The 18,364-nt window shown below is 48.0% G+C and carries 17 protein-coding genes; 3 read left to right on the top strand and 14 right to left on the bottom strand.

The annotated features are described in order from the left end of the window. The first annotated feature begins 26 nt into the window (after positions 1 to 26). Positions 27 to 1,037 carry a LacI family DNA-binding transcriptional regulator gene (locus MKY42_RS16310; RefSeq protein ID WP_090898225.1) on the top strand — a complete coding sequence of 337 codons (1,011 nt, stop codon included), beginning with the start codon at positions 27 to 29 and terminating at the stop codon, positions 1,035 to 1,037. A 364-nt stretch (positions 1,038 to 1,401) separates the two neighbouring features. On the opposite strand, the gene MKY42_RS16305 is transcribed toward MKY42_RS16310, so the two are convergent. From MKY42_RS16305 to MKY42_RS16295, 3 genes are all read right to left on the bottom strand, one after another. Continuing rightward, positions 1,402 to 2,295, bottom strand: a complete 894-nt coding sequence (locus MKY42_RS16305; protein WP_339852609.1) for an NAD-dependent epimerase/dehydratase family protein — start codon at positions 2,293 to 2,295, stop codon at positions 1,402 to 1,404. A gap of 93 nt (positions 2,296 to 2,388) precedes the next feature. After that, positions 2,389 to 3,105: an SAM-dependent methyltransferase gene (locus tag MKY42_RS16300; protein ID WP_339852606.1), complete on the bottom strand. Its 717-nt coding sequence runs from the start codon at positions 3,103 to 3,105 to the stop codon at positions 2,389 to 2,391. A 24-nt stretch (positions 3,106 to 3,129) separates the two neighbouring features. After that, positions 3,130 to 4,110, bottom strand: a complete 981-nt coding sequence (locus MKY42_RS16295; RefSeq protein ID WP_339852603.1) for a Gfo/Idh/MocA family oxidoreductase — start codon at positions 4,108 to 4,110, stop codon at positions 3,130 to 3,132. Between the two features lie 183 nt (positions 4,111 to 4,293). On the opposite strand from MKY42_RS16295, the gene MKY42_RS16290 reads away from it, so the two are divergent. Together MKY42_RS16290 and MKY42_RS16285 are read left to right on the top strand one after the other, a co-directional pair. Then, complete coding sequence (locus tag MKY42_RS16290) at positions 4,294 to 4,881, top strand: bifunctional transcriptional activator/DNA repair enzyme AdaA (protein ID WP_090898213.1); 588 nt, start codon at positions 4,294 to 4,296, stop codon at positions 4,879 to 4,881. Further along, positions 4,878 to 5,696: a radical SAM protein gene (locus tag MKY42_RS16285; RefSeq protein ID WP_090898210.1), complete on the top strand. Its 819-nt coding sequence runs from the start codon at positions 4,878 to 4,880 to the stop codon at positions 5,694 to 5,696. The genes MKY42_RS16290 and MKY42_RS16285 overlap by 4 nt, the downstream gene beginning before the upstream one ends. Before the next feature lie 85 nt (positions 5,697 to 5,781). On the opposite strand, the gene MKY42_RS16280 is transcribed toward MKY42_RS16285, so the two are convergent. From MKY42_RS16280 to MKY42_RS16230, 11 genes are all read right to left on the bottom strand, one after another. Beyond that, positions 5,782 to 6,888, bottom strand: a complete 1,107-nt coding sequence (locus MKY42_RS16280; protein WP_090898207.1) for a Gfo/Idh/MocA family oxidoreductase — start codon at positions 6,886 to 6,888, stop codon at positions 5,782 to 5,784. 113 nt (positions 6,889 to 7,001) lie between these two features. Beyond that, on the bottom strand, positions 7,002 to 7,730 hold the full coding sequence (locus MKY42_RS16275) for a ThuA domain-containing protein (protein ID WP_090898204.1): 729 nt from the start codon (positions 7,728 to 7,730) through the stop codon (positions 7,002 to 7,004). 166 nt (positions 7,731 to 7,896) lie between these two features. Next, positions 7,897 to 9,069: a Gfo/Idh/MocA family oxidoreductase gene (locus tag MKY42_RS16270; protein WP_090898201.1), complete on the bottom strand. Its 1,173-nt coding sequence runs from the start codon at positions 9,067 to 9,069 to the stop codon at positions 7,897 to 7,899. Positions 9,070 to 9,105: 36 nt separating this feature from the next. Beyond that, a complete protein-coding gene (locus tag MKY42_RS16265) occupies positions 9,106 to 10,152 on the bottom strand; it encodes a LacI family DNA-binding transcriptional regulator (RefSeq protein WP_090898198.1) in 1,047 nt (348 codons plus the stop codon). 259 nt (positions 10,153 to 10,411) lie between these two features. Further along, on the bottom strand, positions 10,412 to 11,488 hold the full coding sequence (glpX, locus tag MKY42_RS16260) for a class II fructose-bisphosphatase (protein ID WP_079695983.1): 1,077 nt from the start codon (positions 11,486 to 11,488) through the stop codon (positions 10,412 to 10,414). 583 nt (positions 11,489 to 12,071) lie between these two features. After that, on the bottom strand, positions 12,072 to 12,548 hold the full coding sequence (locus MKY42_RS16255; protein ID WP_090902330.1) for an EVE domain-containing protein: 477 nt from the start codon (positions 12,546 to 12,548) through the stop codon (positions 12,072 to 12,074). An 86-nt stretch (positions 12,549 to 12,634) separates the two neighbouring features. Further along, complete coding sequence (locus tag MKY42_RS16250) at positions 12,635 to 13,201, bottom strand: DinB family protein (protein WP_090898195.1); 567 nt, start codon at positions 13,199 to 13,201, stop codon at positions 12,635 to 12,637. A gap of 66 nt (positions 13,202 to 13,267) precedes the next feature. Next, positions 13,268 to 14,215: a YafY family protein gene (locus MKY42_RS16245; protein ID WP_179264824.1), complete on the bottom strand. Its 948-nt coding sequence runs from the start codon at positions 14,213 to 14,215 to the stop codon at positions 13,268 to 13,270. 258 nt (positions 14,216 to 14,473) lie between these two features. Further along, the gene (locus MKY42_RS16240; RefSeq protein ID WP_090898189.1) at positions 14,474 to 14,977 is read right to left on the bottom strand and encodes a (2Fe-2S)-binding protein; all 504 of its coding nucleotides are present in this window, start codon (positions 14,975 to 14,977) and stop codon (positions 14,474 to 14,476) included. Continuing rightward, a complete protein-coding gene (pucD, locus tag MKY42_RS16235; RefSeq protein WP_339852589.1) occupies positions 14,974 to 17,307 on the bottom strand; it encodes a xanthine dehydrogenase subunit D in 2,334 nt (777 codons plus the stop codon). Before pucD ends, MKY42_RS16240 begins: the two co-directional genes overlap by 4 nt. Before the next feature lie 81 nt (positions 17,308 to 17,388). Further along, entirely contained in the window at positions 17,389 to 18,303 is a 915-nt protein-coding gene (locus MKY42_RS16230; protein ID WP_339852586.1) for an FAD binding domain-containing protein, read from the bottom strand. Positions 18,304 to 18,364 lie beyond the last annotated feature (61 nt).

The following is an 18,364-nucleotide window of genomic DNA, read 5'->3' as shown; positions in this document are numbered from 1 at the left end:
CTATGTTGCGGAAAGGTTAGATCCTATTGATTACCATTTATGATATTGCCAAAAAAGCCAACGTCTCCGCCATGACCGTCTCCAAAGTCATTAATCAAACAGGTCGCATCAGTCAGGCGACACGTGAGCGTGTACAACAGGTCATCGAAGAACTTGGTTACATACCCAACTCGAATGCGCGCAGTCTTGTGCTGCAACGGACTCAGATGCTGTCATTGTTGATTACAGATATTACGAATCCCTTCTATACAACGCTGGCCCGGGGGGCTGAAGATGCTGCCAATCTGCGTGGGTACCGTCTCTTGTTCAGCAATAGCGACGAGGACTACGACAAGGAGAAAAATTATGTGGAAACCATTCTGTCTACCCGCGTCGATGGTGTACTGTTTGCACCTGCAGGGGACCGCTCTCTGAATCACCTGAAGCAGCTTCAGGAACGCAATATTCCGTTTGTTATTTTGGACCGCACTGTCCCGGGAATCACATCTGACGTTATCGCTGGAGACAGCCGGGATGGTGCGCTTCAATTGATTCGATATCTGACGAATCTGGAACATCGCTGCATTGCTCTGGTTAATGGTTCTTCCGAGGTTTCGACTGCGCGGCTGCGAGAAGAAGGATACATGGAGGGGCTCCGGGAAGCCGAGCTGCCCTTTGATGAAGACTTAATCCTTCGAACGGGCTATCGGGATTTCAGCGATGAAGTAGGTATCGACAGTTTGCTTGCACATCCACACAAACCTACAGCCATATTTGCAGCAAATAATATGCTTGCCATTGGCGTCATTCGACTTTTACGTAAACGGGGGCTGCGTGTTCCCGAAGATATCTCGGTCGTCTGTTTTGATGATCTCGATCTGGCTTCTGCCTTTGATCCCTTTCTCACGGTTGCTGCACAGCCTGCCTATGATTTCGGTGCCATCGGCATGCAGATGCTGATCGACCGAATTGAAGGGAAGGCTCCCGAAGAACCGCAGACCGTTATTATGCCATCTGAGCTGCGTATTCGCGCTTCGGCCTCTATACCTTCCCAATAAAGAGGAAAATCAATTGAAGATCAACTCTGACTTGAGAGAAACTGTTTTGTTGAAGCAAATAAAAACAGGACGCATCGGAGAGTATCTCTCTGACCGCGTCCTGTTTTTTATTAATTGTACCTCTTATATATATGGAATTTATATAAATTGAACTAAGCATTTACACAAGAACGTAGAGGCAGAAATAACCTGAAGAAGCGAAGCTAAAAGCTTTCTGAAAGAAAGCTGCATCGGAAGCATACGCTTCGCCTTTATCCCCGGATTTTCCCCTTTGAAAAAGGGAATCCAAAAAATCTGGGGATAACAGCGATCGGAAGGTTGTTCTGGCATCGGAGTGGCAAGCGTAAATATTCTTTAGTTCAATTTATCCCTCGGATTGAAGTGCCAGAGCGACTTCCCGAACCAGACCCGGGAACCAATCCATTAATGCTTCGAACGTATATCCCGCCTGCTCTGCTTTGGACGTATCCATAGTCCAGGATTCCGAAATTCCAAAGGGTGACATGTCTTCTTCGATCGTTTCGGTCAGTACCTGGGATTGCATGCCTGTTACCGTTTCGATCAGATGCATCATCGCGGAAAGGGTTATCGCTCCTTTGGAAGCTGCATTCACAGGTCCAGTCATGGATGAATGTCCAAGCCAAGTGAGAAATCTCGCGGCTTCGGTGGAGTTGATAAAACCAATCTCGGCGTTCGAATTGGGCATGCCGATAGGTTTTCCTTTTTGCACATGTTCAATATGAAAATGGAGTCTTCGCGTGTAGTCATCAATTCCGAGTACAATCGGAATGCGCATCGCCGCCACCGGGAAATCCGCTTCCTGGAAAAACACAGCTTCCGCTAAGCGTTTACCCTCTCCATACGAGAAATCTTCATGGCTTCCATATTGCACCGGGTAGGTGTACGGATCAAAATCGGCTTCCGTAAATCCAGGTCGAGGATCTCCATATACGGAGAGCGTTGATGTCAAAATGTATCTTTGGGTACGCCCCGCAAAAGCTTCGCAAGCCGACTTCGCCGCATCCGGCGAGTAACAGATGTTGTCATAGACAATATCCCACATGTCGGTCTGCGCAACCTCGGCAAGAGATTTCGGGTCCTCTCGATCCATTTTAATCCGATTGACCTCGGGTCCAAAGTCTACATTCGTTTTGCCGCGAGTTGCGACGGTGATTTGAGACTTTCCTTCCCACAGTAAATGATCAACCAGACGTTTGCCGAAGAACCGTGTCCCACCAAGTATAAGTACTTTTTTCATCCGATAAAACCTCCTAACCTGTTCTGGTCATGCGTATCTTATTAAAACCTTCATGAATGAAGTGCTGTCTGTGCTGTTGCAATTCAGGTATGTTTACCGGGATTTCACAATATGGAGCATCGTGTGTGCTCCACGCTGGAATTCGTATAAAGTTTTCTCTTCAGATGTAATATATCCGCGTTCTTCCAGTATAGCCTTTAATTGATCCATATGCTCATAACGCTTGCCAGACAAGTCTACCGTAGGAAAAATACGCAGATCCCGTTTGCTCACACGCAACAGCTCAAGGATCGTCTGAAGATGGAATTCGGCATCCAGACGATCTGCATACGTAAACAGGAAATGCGCAGACAACGTCAGGTCGAATTGTTCATCGGCAAAAGGTAACTCCGGCAGTACAGAAGCCACATAACGGTCAGGGAAACGTCTCATATCCGCTACACAATCGGTGATTGCACGTCTACGTTCTTCTTCCAAGCCATGGATCGAACCGAAATCATCCCATCTATATTTGTCTTGTACTTGTTCCATTTGTTTCATCGTATGTTCAATATCCTGAAGTCCCTTCACTTCCAGTTGGCCGATCTCATGTTCATAGGCAATATCCGCTGCCATGGGATCTGCACCCCACTTTCGCGAATGGCTGCTGAATGAACAAGCCCCACCTGGACAATCGAGAATAGACTTACCTTTAATTTCTTCCACGGTCAGGTTGAACATCTTCATATATTCCTCGAAGGTTCGCCCGATAAAAATAATCTGTGCCAGCTCCAGGCCGGCTACTCTGCTCTTCTGCTCATCTCTGCTCATCTCGTCTCAGCTCACTTTCCAGAATTAATCGTTAGGAAAAACAAGACCAATCTGCTGCCGGATCTGATCCATCACCTGCATGGTAACATAGGAGCGTTCATACGTGTTCATGTCCGATTCCTTTTTGCCCTGCTGAATCAGATTGACAAACTCCTCCACTTCATAATACATCGACGGGTAAATTTGCTCGGCAGTGAGTTTTTCCACCGTACCATCATTGTAGCGTATCTCCGCATGTTCGGGTGAACCAATTTTGTCAATGAGGATGCTGCCGCGTTCGCCCATAATTTCACTTGGAACATGAGAATTGGAGATTTTGGAGTACGTCACTACCGCCTCCATCTCATCATAATTTAGAATGACACTGCCTTGTCCATCTACCCCGGATTCCAGCATTAATGCCTGGGATTGAACTTGTTTAGGCTCGCCAAACAACGTAATCAATGGATAGAGACAATACACACCAAGATCCATTAACGCTCCATTAGCAAGATCGGGTTTGAACGCATTCAAGACGATTCCTTCCTTATACTTGTCGTACCGGGAAGAGTACTGGCAATAGCTCGCCACATATTTACGTACCGGGCCAATTTTATGTAGGTGAGATTGTACCATTTTGAACGAGGGAACAAGGGTCGATTTCATGGCCTCCATGAGCAGAACTCCATGTTCTTTCGCTGTATCAATCATACGACGGACCTCTGCCCCATTGGCAGCCAAAGGTTTCTCGCATAGTACATGTTTTCCATTTCTCAGAAACAACTCTGCCTGCTCGGCATGAAAGGTATTCGGTGTAGCAATGTACACGGCATCAAGACCATCACTCGTCGCCATCTCTTCGAGATTGGTGAATCGAAGTGCAGCCTGATATTGATCTGCAAATGCATTAGCTTTATCTTCAGTTCTTGAGTACACGGCAGTCAATTCGAATCCTTCGACTTGTGCAGCGGCCTCAAGAAGCCTCTCTGTAATCCAGTTGGTACCTACCACGCCAAAACGAACCATTCAATCTACCTCTTTCGTAAATAAATTTCACAATTAAACAGCTTGCCATCCTGTACATTGTAGCCTATATTCCAACCAGATTGAAGGGATGTCCATTTCCAACATATTGATATCTTGCTTTTTTGTTTGAAACTTCGTCGATCTCCATAAATCAGGGGTATAATGAGACTTGAGGTGATTCTTTTGGAAAGTCACAATTCCTATCAAACAGATTCCGTTCCTATAGATGACAAGCAGTGGAATGCCATTATCCACAACGACAGCAGCTTTGATGGTAAATTCTATTACGGTGTCAAAACAACCGGCATCTTTTGCCGACCTTCCTGCAAGTCGAAAGCACCCAAATATGAGAATGTCTCTATATTTAACAACCCTGAAGAAGCATTAGCTCTACATTTCCGTCCATGCAAACGGTGCAAACCAACGGGCGAGCGAATCCCTGATCAGGAATGGATTTCTGTTGTAACAGACTATATTGAACATCATTTTGCCGAGCCTCTAACACTAGATATTCTTGCAAATGTGAGTCACGGGAGTCCATATCATCTGCATCGGGTGTTCAAACGGATTACAGGTCTAACTCCGGTGGAGTATATTCAGGAAAAAAGAGTCACCGAAGCCCGGAAATTGCTTGAAAGCACCCGGCTCACTGTTTCAGATATCGGTCGACAGGTTGGCATAGCCAATCCGGCGTATTTTATTACTGTATTTCGAAAACATACAGGCAGCACACCTGCCAATTATCGTGAACAAAGGCGTGATCCATCATGAAGACCAATTTGGTATACAAAGTACCTAAAACATTGCTGAACAAGGGAACCGGGTTCCTTAATGGTTATACGCATACGCTGAATCCCTACACAGGCTGCGCTTTTGGCTGTTCCTACTGTTATGTAAGGCAAATGCCCGTCTCTTTATTTCGTAATGAACCATGGGGCAGCTGGGTTGATGTGAAACAGGAAGCCGCCAATGTGTTTGCCAAAGAGCTGAAGCGTGCGAAATCAAAAGGTAAAGTCACTCTTTTTATGTCATCCAGTACAGACCCGTATCAACCCATAGAATATAAGGAGCAAATCACGCGGTCTTTGCTAGAAGTCATGGTCCAGCATCCACCTGATTTTATATTGGTACAGACCCGAAGTCCATTGGTGACCCGAGATATCGATCTGCTGCAAAAGTTGGGTGACCGGGTCCGGGTTAGCATGACCGTGGAAACGGATCTGGATGATATCCGCAAGCAGTTCAGTCCTTCAGCTCCGCCAATCGCTGGCAGATTGCGTGCACTGGAACAACTCCGAGATGCCGGTATCCCCACACAGGCTGCTATTGCGCCAGTATTACCCAGCAGCGAAAATTTTGCAGCCATCCTGAGGCCGCTTGTTGATCGTATTTGCGTTGATGATTACTTTATGGGAGATGGCAGTGAGGGCAAACGAACCCGGAGACTTGGCATGAAGCCACTTTACGAACAAGTGGGCAAGGAAGATTGGTACAGTCCTGAGGCATACAAAATGGTAGTCGAGCGAATGAAGGCACATTTTGAGGAAGATGAAATTTGGATTAGCCAGGCCGGATTCGAACCCTGAAACCCTGATCATGCCTTGATATAAAATGAAAATAGCCCTGCTTCCCTCGCATCGGGAGTCAGGGCTATTCTTCTAACTTAATCGATTATTGATCAAGTGTGTACAATGGAAGATCTGCCGGCAGTGCAGCTGGGCGCTGACATGTGCTTTCCATTTTATAAAAAGTCTGCTCATCCGAAGAATCATGGAATGCCCACATGGCTTCAAGTACATGATAGGCCAGCTCTCCACTTGCTCTGTGAGCGCGACCGCTGCCCACTGCATAAGCCATATCTGCAACACCGATGCCACGTGTATTTTCCTGATATCCTGGAAGAAGAGGCACCTCAGTCCACTCCTGATCTCCCATCAACCGGTAACGAACCGGACCGCCGAATGTGTTTGGATCAGGAACCTGTAGGGTTCCATGGGTGCCGTATACTTCAATCGGTGGCAATACACTTCCGCCAAATACGTCAAAACTCGTAATCAGCGTGCCGATAGCTCCCTGCTCAAATTGCAGCAATCCAGCTACATGCGTCGGAATTTCTACAGGGATGCTCTGACCCCGCTTTTTCTCACTCGTGATCGTCCGCTGCTCCATCGCTTTGCCCGTCATGCCAGCAATGGACTTGATTGGCCCAAGTAATTGTACTAGCGCAGTCAGGTAGTAAGGCCCCATATCAAACATCGGCCCACCACCGGCTGCATAGTAGAACTCCGGATCGGGATGCCAGTGCTCATGCCCACGGCTCATCATAAATGCGGTAGCTGCCACAGGTTTGCCAATGACACCATCCTCTACCACTTTGAGTGCAGTCTGTATGCCTGAACCAAAGAACGTCTCTGGTGCACAGCCTACCAGCAGACCTTTACGCTTAGCCGTTTCCAGAACCGTCTGACCTTCTTCGCGTGTAACGGCGAGTGGTTTTTCCACATATACATGTTTGCCTGCTTCGAGCGCTCTCAAGCATACATCCGCATGAACGGCAGGGATTGTCAGATTGATAATCAGGTCGATCTCAGGGTCTGCCAAAATTTCATCTACCGTATATACGTTAGGAACAGAATAAGCAGCTGCTTGCTCCTCTGCTCTGCTCCGGTCAAGATCCGCAACCGCAACAAGATCGAGCACCTCAAATCGGTGACAGTTCTCCATATAAATACCGCTGATTTTACCGCAGCCAATAATGCCTACTTTCATTGTTTTCATGCTTGGACTCCCTTTCTGTTCCCACTGGATATAGCGCTTCCATAAAAACTCTAGATGGCTGTGATGTGGGGCAATATTTTTTCTCAACGGATGTGAATTAGATTGAATATAATTTAGTGACTTTGGTTATCAGCCATTCCTGTGTAAACTTCCGCCAATTCGTTCGTACGGCTATGCGCAAGTGCTTTACCTGCGGCAGTCCATTTGAAACCACTACGCATCATTTCAGTAACTTGTTTCATCTCCACAATATCTGCATGGTGTCCGAGCGAATTGTAGAACACACGGCCTGCACCCCAGCGCTTGGTCCAAACGACTGGCATATCTACTGGGCCATTGGCTGCGTGAGGACCGTTAACAATTGGGAAACGTGTTGTTGCCAGCACTTCCACTGCAGGGTCCACATGCAGGTAGTACTGTTCACTTTTCACCTGGAAATCTTCAATATGATCCAAGAGCGGACTGGAACCACGCTTCATGTTTACCGTGTACTCCACGCCGTCGTTCCCTGGATGCGCAACCCACTGTCCACCCGTCATGAACTGCCAGTCGACGTTGTTGCGGAACGCATCACACATCCCGCCATGAAGACCCGCAAGACCCACGCCACTCTGGACAGCCGCAGATACATTATTGACCAGTTCCTGTTCAATCTGCCCCATCGTCCACAGCGGAATGATTAGGTCCAGACCCAGCAGTTTCTCTGCATCCGCATAAGCTTCCAATGTATCTGAGACTTCAACCTCAAATTGTTCTTCCTTCAAAATGCGTTCAAAAATTGCTGCTACCTGCTCTGGTTCATGTCCATCCCAGCCGCCCCATACGATTAGTGCTTTGCTCATCACTGATCACTCGCTTTCCGGAAGTTAAGTTATTGTCATTCTCTATCGGACCTTACGCAAACTCAAGACCTCTCCGAGGTCAACATCCTAGCTAAAATCTAGTTTATTTATTTCAAATGAGTGCCACCATGATGTCCACTTCGCAATTCAGTGAGTGGCTCAATACTTACATTTCTTCTAGCGACACCCAGCGGCGCTCTGTAACGGAACGTTCAACGGCTTCCAATACTGCTTGACAGGCAACCCCATCATGGAAACTTGGCTCAGGCTGCCGTCCTTCGGAGATCGCAGTCACCAGTTCCAGCATTTCATGTGTGAACGTGTGCTCGAATCCAATCGTATGTCCTGCAGGCCACCACGCCTCAGCATATTTGTGTGCCGGATCAGTCGCCAGAACACGGCGGAAGCCCTGCACATCTTCATCGTCATTCGTAAAATACACTTCCAGTTCATTCATCCGTTCAAAATCAAACCGAACGCTGCCCAGACTGCCGTTGATCTCAAAGGAGTTGGTACTGCGATGACCTGCTGCAAAGCGTGTAGCCTCGAAGCTTCCCAACGCACCATCTGCAAATCGTGCCAGGAACAAAGTGGCATCATCTACCGTCACTTCGCCCTTCGGAGCATCTGCGTTCGAACCGCCTTTGGCACTAAGTCCGGTCATTTCCGAAGCCAGCGGCCGCTCTTTAATGAACGTTTCGCTCATCCCGATCACTTCCTTGAATTCACCCACCAGGAAACGTGCCAGATCAATTAGATGTGCGCCAAGATCGCCATGCGAACCGGAGCCGGCCACTTCTTTTTGCAGACGCCACACCAGCGGGAACGAAGGGTCCATAATCCAGTCCTGAAGGAAAAACGCACGGAAATGATAGATTTTGCCCAGACGTCCGCTTTGCACCAATTCTTTGGCCAGCTGCACAGCAGGAGAGAAACGGTAGTTGAATCCGACCATGTGAGCAACCCCTGCTTCTTCCACAGCCTGAAGCATTTCACGTGAATCAGCGAGCGACAGTGCCAGCGGTTTTTCACAGAACAGATGTTTACCTTGGCGAGCGGCTTCCAGCGCAATTTCCTTATGGGCATCACTTGGAGCGTTAATATCGATCAGATCGATGTCATCACGTCGCACCAGCTCGCGCCAATCCGTTACACTTTCAGACCAGCCGAACTGATTGGCAGCCTCCTGAACTCCCTGCTCGTTACGTCCACAGATTACCGACATATCGGGCTGCAGCGGTGCAGACGGGAAAAACATCGGCAGACTGCGATAAGCATTGCTATGGGCTTTCCCCATAAATTTGTATCCAACCATTCCGACACGAAGACGATTTGACATGGTCATTTCCTCCTTTGGAATATAACTAGCAATGTATTAATTACGGATTGAAGAGGTACGGATAATCAGTTCCGTAGGCAATAACTGCCTTGCAGTTTCTGAGGGAACTTCGGAATTCACTGATGCAGCTGCTGCCCCCAATGATGCATGAATAAGCTTGGATGCAGCCAGTTCACCCATTTCATAAAAGGGAACCCTGACGCTGCTCAGCGGCGGAACCGCCATCTCGGCTGCATCGGAGTCATCGTAACCCACAAACGCGGGGAAATCCTGAACCTTGATCCCACGCTCACGTAAACCATGCATAACACCGATCGCCATCCGATCATTCGCAGCAAATACAGCGTCAATCTCGTCAAGTCGGGTTGCGATGGTGGCAGCTGCCTCCACACCGCTTCGTCTGCTGTAATTTCCCTCCAGCAATAGACTGGAATCCACCTGCATTCCGGCTTCATTCAGCCCGATCTGGACGCCCCGAAGCCGCTCCTGACTGTTGGAATAGCTGTCTGGTCCATTGAGAAAAGCAATGTTCCGATACCCTTGATCGGTAAGGTGACGGATTGCCTGCCTGCTGCCCTCCACATGATCGGCATCCACTTCCATGAATGATTCGCCTGCAAAGTGCTGGCTCATAATGCAAAAGGGATGTCCTTCCTGCTTAAGCTGCTGCATGGCAGCCAGTTCCCCATGATCATCTCGCGCGCCGAGAATGATGCAAGCATCCACTTTCTGACGGCGGAACAGATCCGTATAATTCATCACTTCACCCGGTGTCCTGAACATGACTAGCAGGTCCATGCCGTTGTCCCTGGCTTTGCTCCCAATGCCGCTCAGCATTTCCGAGAAGAAATACGCCGAGAACAAGTGCGCCTTCGGAACATAGGGCAGCACCACGCCAAGGTTACCACTTTTACTTCTCGCAAAGCTGCGGGCCAGTGCGCTGGGCACGTAACCCAATTGATCGGAAGCTTCAATAACCTTGCGGCGGGTTTCCTCTTTAATAGGACCAACGCCATTAAGAACTCGGGATACTGTAGCTTCCGAAACACCGGCAAGATCAGCCACTTCTTTACGGGATGCCATGGATCTCACCTCCTTCATGTTTCCTGAACACATGCAAAACCGGTGCCATGTATCAATTAATTATGTACGCGCGTACATCTTCTCATGTGTTGTAACCGTTGTCAATGCTTTTAACACAAAAAAAGATGGGGATTTGTGTAAACAAATTCCCCACCTTTTGCTTACTATATTTTCTTGTAACTTGTCCTACATTCCCTAATGATTCAACTGTCTACAAATTGTTATTTATTGGCCCAACTAACTAGAGCCCATACCTGCATCAGGTCGTCACGCCGTTACCGACGGATGATTGACTGAACTCAGCCTGTTCCAAAATAGTGACATGACTTTGAATGCGATCCGAAGGCTCAGGTGTCGATTGAAGCTGCCGCACTTTGTGCAACACTTCCTTATTAGGAAGGAAATGCTGAGAACGGATGAAACGAATGGTTTTGGTTTTGGCACGCATGACAATGGAATCGGTCTCTGCCCGGTCATCTGCGAGGTAACGCACTCCTCCAAGAATCTCACCTGGGGTAACACCAGTTGCTGCAAAAATGACGTCTTCCGTGCCGATCATATCCTGCATCGTTAATACTTTGTAGGGATTATCGATCCCCATTTGCAAGCAGCGCTGGAATTCATCTGCGTTCGCAGGCATTAGGCGACCTTGAATCTCGCCCCCCAGACAGGACAAGGCTGCTGCTGCAAGTACACCTTCCGGTGCTCCGCCTGATCCAACATACAGATCAATTCCTGCCTCTGGAAAAGCAGGTGCCATCGCACCAGCAACGTCACCATCACTGAGGAACTTGATTCGCACACCAACCTTGCGTAATGTCTTGATTGTGCTCTCATGTCGTACACGGTCCAGAATCATGACAGTTAGATCAGAAATGTTTTTGTTCAATGCTTCAGCAGCTTTCTCCAACGTCACTTCAACCGGGTCTTCGATACTGACCTTGCCCACCAGAGCCGGCCCTACAGCCAGCTTCTCCATATACATATCCGGTGCGTGGAGCAGGTTGCCTTTTCCCGCCACTGCAATAACCGATAAAGCGTTGTTCAGGCCCTTGGCTACGATCTCTGTACCTTCCAAAGGATCTACAGCCACATCAACCTCGGGTCCCTCAGCGTTCCCGACTTCCTCGCCGATATACAACATGGGTGCTTCATCCATTTCTCCTTCACCGATTACCACCGTGCCGCGAATGGACACGGAATCGAACATGGCGCGCATAGCCAAAGTAGCCGCCTCATCTGCACTGTTCTTGTCGCCCCGCCCCATCCAGGGTGCTGAAGCTAACGCAGCCAATTCTGTTACTCGGACAATTTCCAACGCCAGTTCGCGTTCCATTTTTCCCACTTCCTTTCCAGTTTCCAAAAGCATACATTGAAAGCGGTACTAAATCCATCGCAAATCCATATGAAATTGATCTAAAACGGGCGTAATAGCCCGATTTTGAGAAATGAGACCATTCTGTCCCTCGTCGATAAATGAACACATTTACACACGAATGAACATGCCATGTTACAGGTCTACTCCACCGGATTATATCTGGTTTGTAGCAGTGTCTTCATCTTTTTTTTCGATACTCCATATTCATTGCGTTGAGTGTGTCTCAGGAACAGATTAGTGCAATAATAATTCATATAACAACGTTATTTATGTAATTAAACTTACATTGCCAAAGAGAATTATCATCCATTCCCACGTTCCTCGAAAACGATTTAATTAAGGTTGCTACAACCATTCTGCACTTTCAACGAAACAATATTGAAGACCTTATAAGTGAGGTTTATCATTCAAAAATTCGAACTGAAAATCCACCTAAATCCTGCTCTATCCACCCCTTAAACATGGTTAACAATATAGATACAGCTTATGGATGTCATCGAAAATAATAAGTTTACATAATAATTATTACGTTGTTAAAAATTCAATTCTTTTTATTTCCCGTCAAAAGGTTTTCTGCCTCAGTCCCCAACATGGCAACTGCAATTTTCAGAAAATCCTCTCTTTGAATCTGCAAATGACCATATCTAAAAGGATATCCCCATCGCGCCTGTCCCCTAGTAAGGATCAGTTGATCCAGTAAATCAGCGATCTTCACCTGCTGACAAGGATAATAGTGAACATTCCTCCGATGCGGTACAAAGGAATCCGACACATGGTACGTGTACACCTGATCGTCTATTATACGCCCTATGGCGGTAAATGCTTGAAGTACCTTGCCTCCTTGCATGCTTGTTCGGGGCGAATAATAGATCAGCCAGTCTCCTGCATTCATTCTTCGCAGTGAAGCTACCTTGCCGTGACAGAGCTGGGCGAAGCCCCCTTCCACCCCTTTTTCCACATGGGATGCAGACACGACCCCGATCCAGTAGCGGTTTCCTTCATCAGATTCTGCTTCTATATCTAACTGATGGGACAGAAATTCTCTCGTATGAGTCTGCTGAATTTCTGTATTATTTGCCATCAAATCATGCTTTGCCTGTTCATTCATCTCTGCACCTGTTCTTCCCATGCCTTTTTCAAACGCTCAAGCTGCAAGAAATGATGACGATAATGCATCTCCACCAATGCAAACCATTCCTCAGCATTTAAACCACCGAACCTAGGATGTGGCAACGTAGATTCCAGCGTTGTTCCTTCCAACAGCACTTCTAATCTCCGAATTTCATCCCTGACCTCATTAAATCCTTGAATTATTGTTTCTCTTCCATCCGGTTGTAGTGGAGTATACTCAGGAGAAGCAGGAACGTGGATACGTATTGGTGGAAAACTTGCTTGCGCAAAAACAACTTCCCCTGTTTCTGTTTTCCCCTGGTTTTTCTTCTTACCCGAGTTCTCGTCTGGGCTTATACAAAGTTGAACATTGGCTAAATGCATTTTCATCGCAGACTGAATTAAATGCTGGTACATCTGGCCCACCGACCACTCAGTCTCACTGGGTTTGTAGCTTAACTGAGCATCGCTCATCTGCTCCAGTTCCTGCAAATAACGTTCCAGCGTCAGTTCAAAATCTCGTCGAATCTCATCGTTGTTCCTTGTTATTTTCGTTTCCATACCAATACACAGCTCCTTCAATCGGTTATAAACCGATCATACACAAACACTACTGACAACGTTATGTCAGTAGTGTTTAAGGAGATTGCTTGCTTCCTCGCGAATACGGATTCTCAACGATTCAGGCTCCAAAACCAGAGCCGAGGCTCCCCAGCCAAGTATCCAACGCAGTACATCTTCTGGATGCCTTACACGAAAATCTGCGTATAATCCATCTGTTTGCAGCTCTGCTTTCTCCATGTAGTAATTATTCGCTTCAATCACTCGATCTGCAATTCGACCATGAAACCATACACGGACATGAACATCACGGTTGTCAGGTGGTGAGTAGCTATGAATATTAAAATCAGGAGGAAGATCGAATGAATCTGTACTAATCTCCAGATCGCTCATCCGGGATATACGAAAATGACGAATCTCCTGTCGCAAATCACATCGGGCAATCAGCATCCATGAACCTTGCATCCAAAGCACCCCGTAAGGGGAGGCCAAACGAATGGTCTTTTGCACGGTTTCATTCATAGTTCCAGGTTTATGGTAATGAAAACGAATTTTGAGCTTAAGCTGCATTGCCTTGCGGATGATTCCCATATGTTCGATCTCTCGCTCGCGTGCATCACTGTCAGGTGAACGAAGTAAACGGATACCCTGTTGTATCTGCCCCACCTCTTCCCGAAGAGGCACGGGCAGGATGGCTTCAATTTTGGAACGGGACGTAAGAGATGTACTTTTGTAGTAGTTATCGAAGCGCTGCTCCACAAAATCAAGTCCGATGAGAAGTGTTACCGCTTCTTCAGCTGTGAAGCTGATCGGAGGCAAAAAGTATCCTTCCATAAGCGAATATCCTACTCCGGGTTCTCCCACCACAGGAACTCCTGCCTCACATAACGCCTGAATGTCTCTGTATATGGTTCGGACACTTGTTTCAAACAAGAGGGCCAAATCTTCCGCACGTTGAACCTTCCCCCGCTGCAGCTCAAGTACAATGGCCAGCATACGATCCGATTTGTTCACGAATCATCCCTCCTTGTGTGTAATATCAATTACACCATCTTCATAGGACATTTATTATAAGTAACATATGGTCAAATGAAAAGTATACTAACGAACAAGTTTTCGCAATGCCCGCATCGAACCATTTTCGTATGTTGTTTCATCAAACAACAACAACAACAACAACAGCAAAGACCAACCCCCAGAACATAGGTTGGTCTATAAAAACTCTTATGATATTGAAATTCAGAGAAAGCTCTGACCTCACTTCTTCCATGATCATGGGGTAGAACCCACCCTATCGCGCTCATCGATCACCTTGTTTACCGCTCGTAGTATTCCTCCATATCCAGTGCAGCGGCACAGGTTGCCGCATAATCCCGTTTCAATCTGTTCCTGACTTGGCTGCGGATTGCGGTCCAAGAGAGCCTTGGTGGAAATGACCATTCCGGGTGTACAATACCCGCATTGGAAGCCGCCCTCTTCCACAAAAGCCTGTTGAATTGGATGTAACTCGCCTTCCTTTTCACCGAGCAACCCTTCTATTGTTGTTATCTCACTGCCAGCACATTGATAAGCCATTACGAGACAGGAATTGACAGGCTCTCCATTCATCAGAACCATACATGCACCGCAGCGGCCAACTTCGCAGGAAACTTTTGTTCCCGTCAGATTCAAATGCGAGCGCAGTACGTCCACTAGACGGGTCGTTTGGGCGATGTGCAATTGTTTCTTTTCCCCATTCACAACGGCTGTCCAGAAGTTGCTCAAAGGCTCAGTCATGATGAGCTCACTCCTTCCTGAAGCGAGACGCTAAGTGGTTTGATTAGTTGATCTCGTGGAACCGGTAAACGATTAACCCACACCCCGGTAGCCTGATGAATTGCAGCGGTGATGGCCGGAGCAAGCGCCACCGAACCAATCTCGCCAATGCCCCGCGGTCCAAAAGGATCGCCCTCGGGCAGATCTTCAATTGCCTCCACTTCCAGGTTGGTGTGAATGTCGCGAATCGTCGGAATCAAGTAGGTGTCCAGATTGGTTGTCATGTAGCGGCTGTCTTGCATCACAGCATCCTCGGTCAATGTAAAACCCAACGCCATTACGCTCCCGCCTTCGATCTGTCCAATGAATCCCATTGGATTGATGACAGGGCCAGCAGCTACCACATGCCTCGTATCCAGCAATTTGGCTTCCCCGGTTAGCGTGTTTACCTCCACCTCTGCTGCTACCGCAGCATACGTATATAAATAATGCCCACCTACAACATTGTCCGGCGTGGTCGGGTATTCAAATTGAGTATCAAAAATCCATTCTTCCGCTTCTCCATGCTTCGCCAGATCAACGTAAGAAACAAGAACTTTGGAATTCATCGTCGGTTCATTCGCTGTAACTTCTGGAGAAAGCTGATCCTTGCGCCATACTCCCTCTATTCCAGTAATCAGTTCGTCAGCCGGAATTCCTGACAAGGTAGAGGCTACCGACAAGATTTTGGAGCGGAATGGTGCCTGTAATCGCTGAAGAGCCATCCAGGCCATCGTCGTTGAACGCGAAGCGGTGCTTGAACCACTGTGCGGCACTCGATCCGTATCCCCAATGATGATGCTCAGATCGGAGGTTGAGCAGTGGAACAGATCGCAGAGCATCATTTCAAGCGTGGCGATGAGTCCCTGACCGAATTCTTCGTAGCTGAATGCCACTTCAATCTTACCTTCGGCATTCAGGGATAGACGACCGCCCGCCGGATCGGGTATGCCATAACCCAACCCTGCCCCGTGCATGGCGATGGCTGCACCCACACCACGTTTAATCCAGGTAGGCAGAGAAGGTTCTACCGGGGGATGCAGATGCTTTTGCCATAATTCCGAACGATCCATCGCCTCCCATACTTGCGATAGTCCATCCGTGACCAGAATCCGTTGATTCAATGGCCCAGGATCGGACTTTTCCCTCATGTTGCGTCTCCGAAACTCCCAAGGGTCCATATTCATAATCTCTGCGAGTCGATCCATCTGACCCTCTATTGCAAAGATCGCCTGATTACCGCCAAATCCCCTGAACTCTCCCGACACGCCATTATTCGTATACACCGAGACACCCTCCACATCTACGTTGGGAATCGAATAAGGCCCGAGACAGTGTTCTGTGCAAAAATTCAGGACAGGTGCTCCCAGCGTTGCATATGCTCCGGTGTCTGCGGTAATGCGGACTCGGTGAGCCTGGATCATGCCTTCACGGCTGATTCCGGTCTGCATCTCAATTTTCATCGGATGGCGCTTCAAGCCTGCACGTACGGATTCTTTGCGTGAATTGTGCATTTTCACAGGACGTCCGCACCTTAAAGCAAGCAGTGCTCCATAAGGCTGTACATTCAGCTCATCTTTCCCGCCAAAAGAACCGCCTATCGGAGAGGAGATCACCCGGATATCCTCTTCGGAACACCCAATGATTCGGGCAAGCTGCATTCTGTCCTTGTAACCATGCTGTGTAGCCGCGTAGACATGGAGTCTGCCATTCTCATCAGGAACAAATAAACCGCCTTCTGTCTCCATATAGGCGTGCATCTGACGAGGGGTATAATAAGTCTCACTCACAACATGTTCGCATGCAGCAAAGCCCTCATTTATATTGCCTCGTTTGATTTCGGTACGGTGTAACACATTGCCTGCGCCATGTTCGTGGAGCTCTGGTGCACCAGGTGCCAGTGCAGCTTCTGGGCTGTCCAGTGGAGTCCATTCCTCATACTCAATCCGGATGGCATCCAGAGCGAGCGCTGCACGTTCCGGGGAATCCGCAGCAACCGCGGCAATGGCATCACCGATATAACGAACAACATCCTCGCAAAATACAGGCTGATCCGGAGTTGCAATGCCAAACAGGTTCAAACCGGGCACATCTTTGGAGGTGAGTGCAGCAAATACCCCCTCCATAGCCTCCGCTCCGGTAATATCGATAGACAATATGCGGGCATAAGGGTAAGAGCTTCGAAGGACCCTTCCGTGGATCATATCGGGCAGCGTCATGTCTGTCAGATATTGAAGCTGTCCTGTTACTTTGCCTGCCCCATCTGGCCGCAGATGCCAGCGTTTCCCACTACTATCCCGATTCAACAGCATGCTCTCTCTCCCCTTTCTCACTTTCCAAAATCTTTTAGGCTCACGCTTTGCTTCTTCAAGCTTCTTCAAAATGGTTTTCTTCTATAAGCGAAGTGCTTCCCAGAGTCCGGCACCGAGCAAATTACCTGCCGTTTGTTTGCGATACTGTTCTGTAGCGAATGCATCACTATACGTTTCGAATTCCGCCATCACTGTGGCAGCTAGAGATGAAGCTTGCATAACAGAAGCCTCCACGCCAAGAAGCAGTTTTTCCGACTCAGGAAGTCTCATGGCCATGCCTGAACCTCCACCTGCTGCGATTGCAATCTTATTCCAACGACCATCTGCGCCCAATTCTCCGTGAAATGCAATCGTCACCAGCGATGCTGTAAAGGTCTCCCGCCGACCCAGCTTGCGGTAAAATGAAATTTCACGCGTTACAGATGTCCGTTCGCTCGCGACTTCAAGGAAAGACGTATGTTTCATCGGAATATGAATGGCGATTAACACATCATTCGGGTTGCGACTGCTTTCACGACCGCCGTTCAGCCAGGAGGAAAGACTGCGCGTCTCCATGCCATTGTCCGTCATCCAGTACAGCTGTGCATCGTAGACAAGCAGTGCGGGAATGGAGTCGCCTACTCCCGATACAATGTTTCCGCCAATTGTCGCCATATTCCGAATAGAAGGAGCGGCGATAGCGTTCATTGCAGATTGTAAAATGGGCAGCTTTTGCAGAAGAACGTCTGTGGCACAATGACTTAATCGCGTCACTGCTCCAATGACCAGTTCCTCTCCATCTACATATACACCACTTGCACCTGGAATACGAGCAAGGCTGATCATATGCTCAGGTACAGGAACAAGGCCGCCCTCCCACTGAGTACGCAATAATGTGGCCCCTGCTGCATAACAATACTTTCCGGACAGTTCATTCTTTAAAGCTTGAAGTTCATCCAGATTAACGGGCTGCCAAACGGTTGGCTGCGCTCCAGACCCATATGCCGGCATGACCATCCTTCCATCTCCCTTCTCTACCTGGAATCTGTCTGCGGGGTGTTGGATATGAACGAATGAT

The organism is Paenibacillus sp. FSL W7-1088, assembly GCF_037969855.1.
In the GTDB taxonomy this organism is placed as follows: domain Bacteria; phylum Bacillota; class Bacilli; order Paenibacillales; family Paenibacillaceae; genus Paenibacillus.
This window is presented reverse-complemented; position numbering and strand designations above follow the sequence as displayed.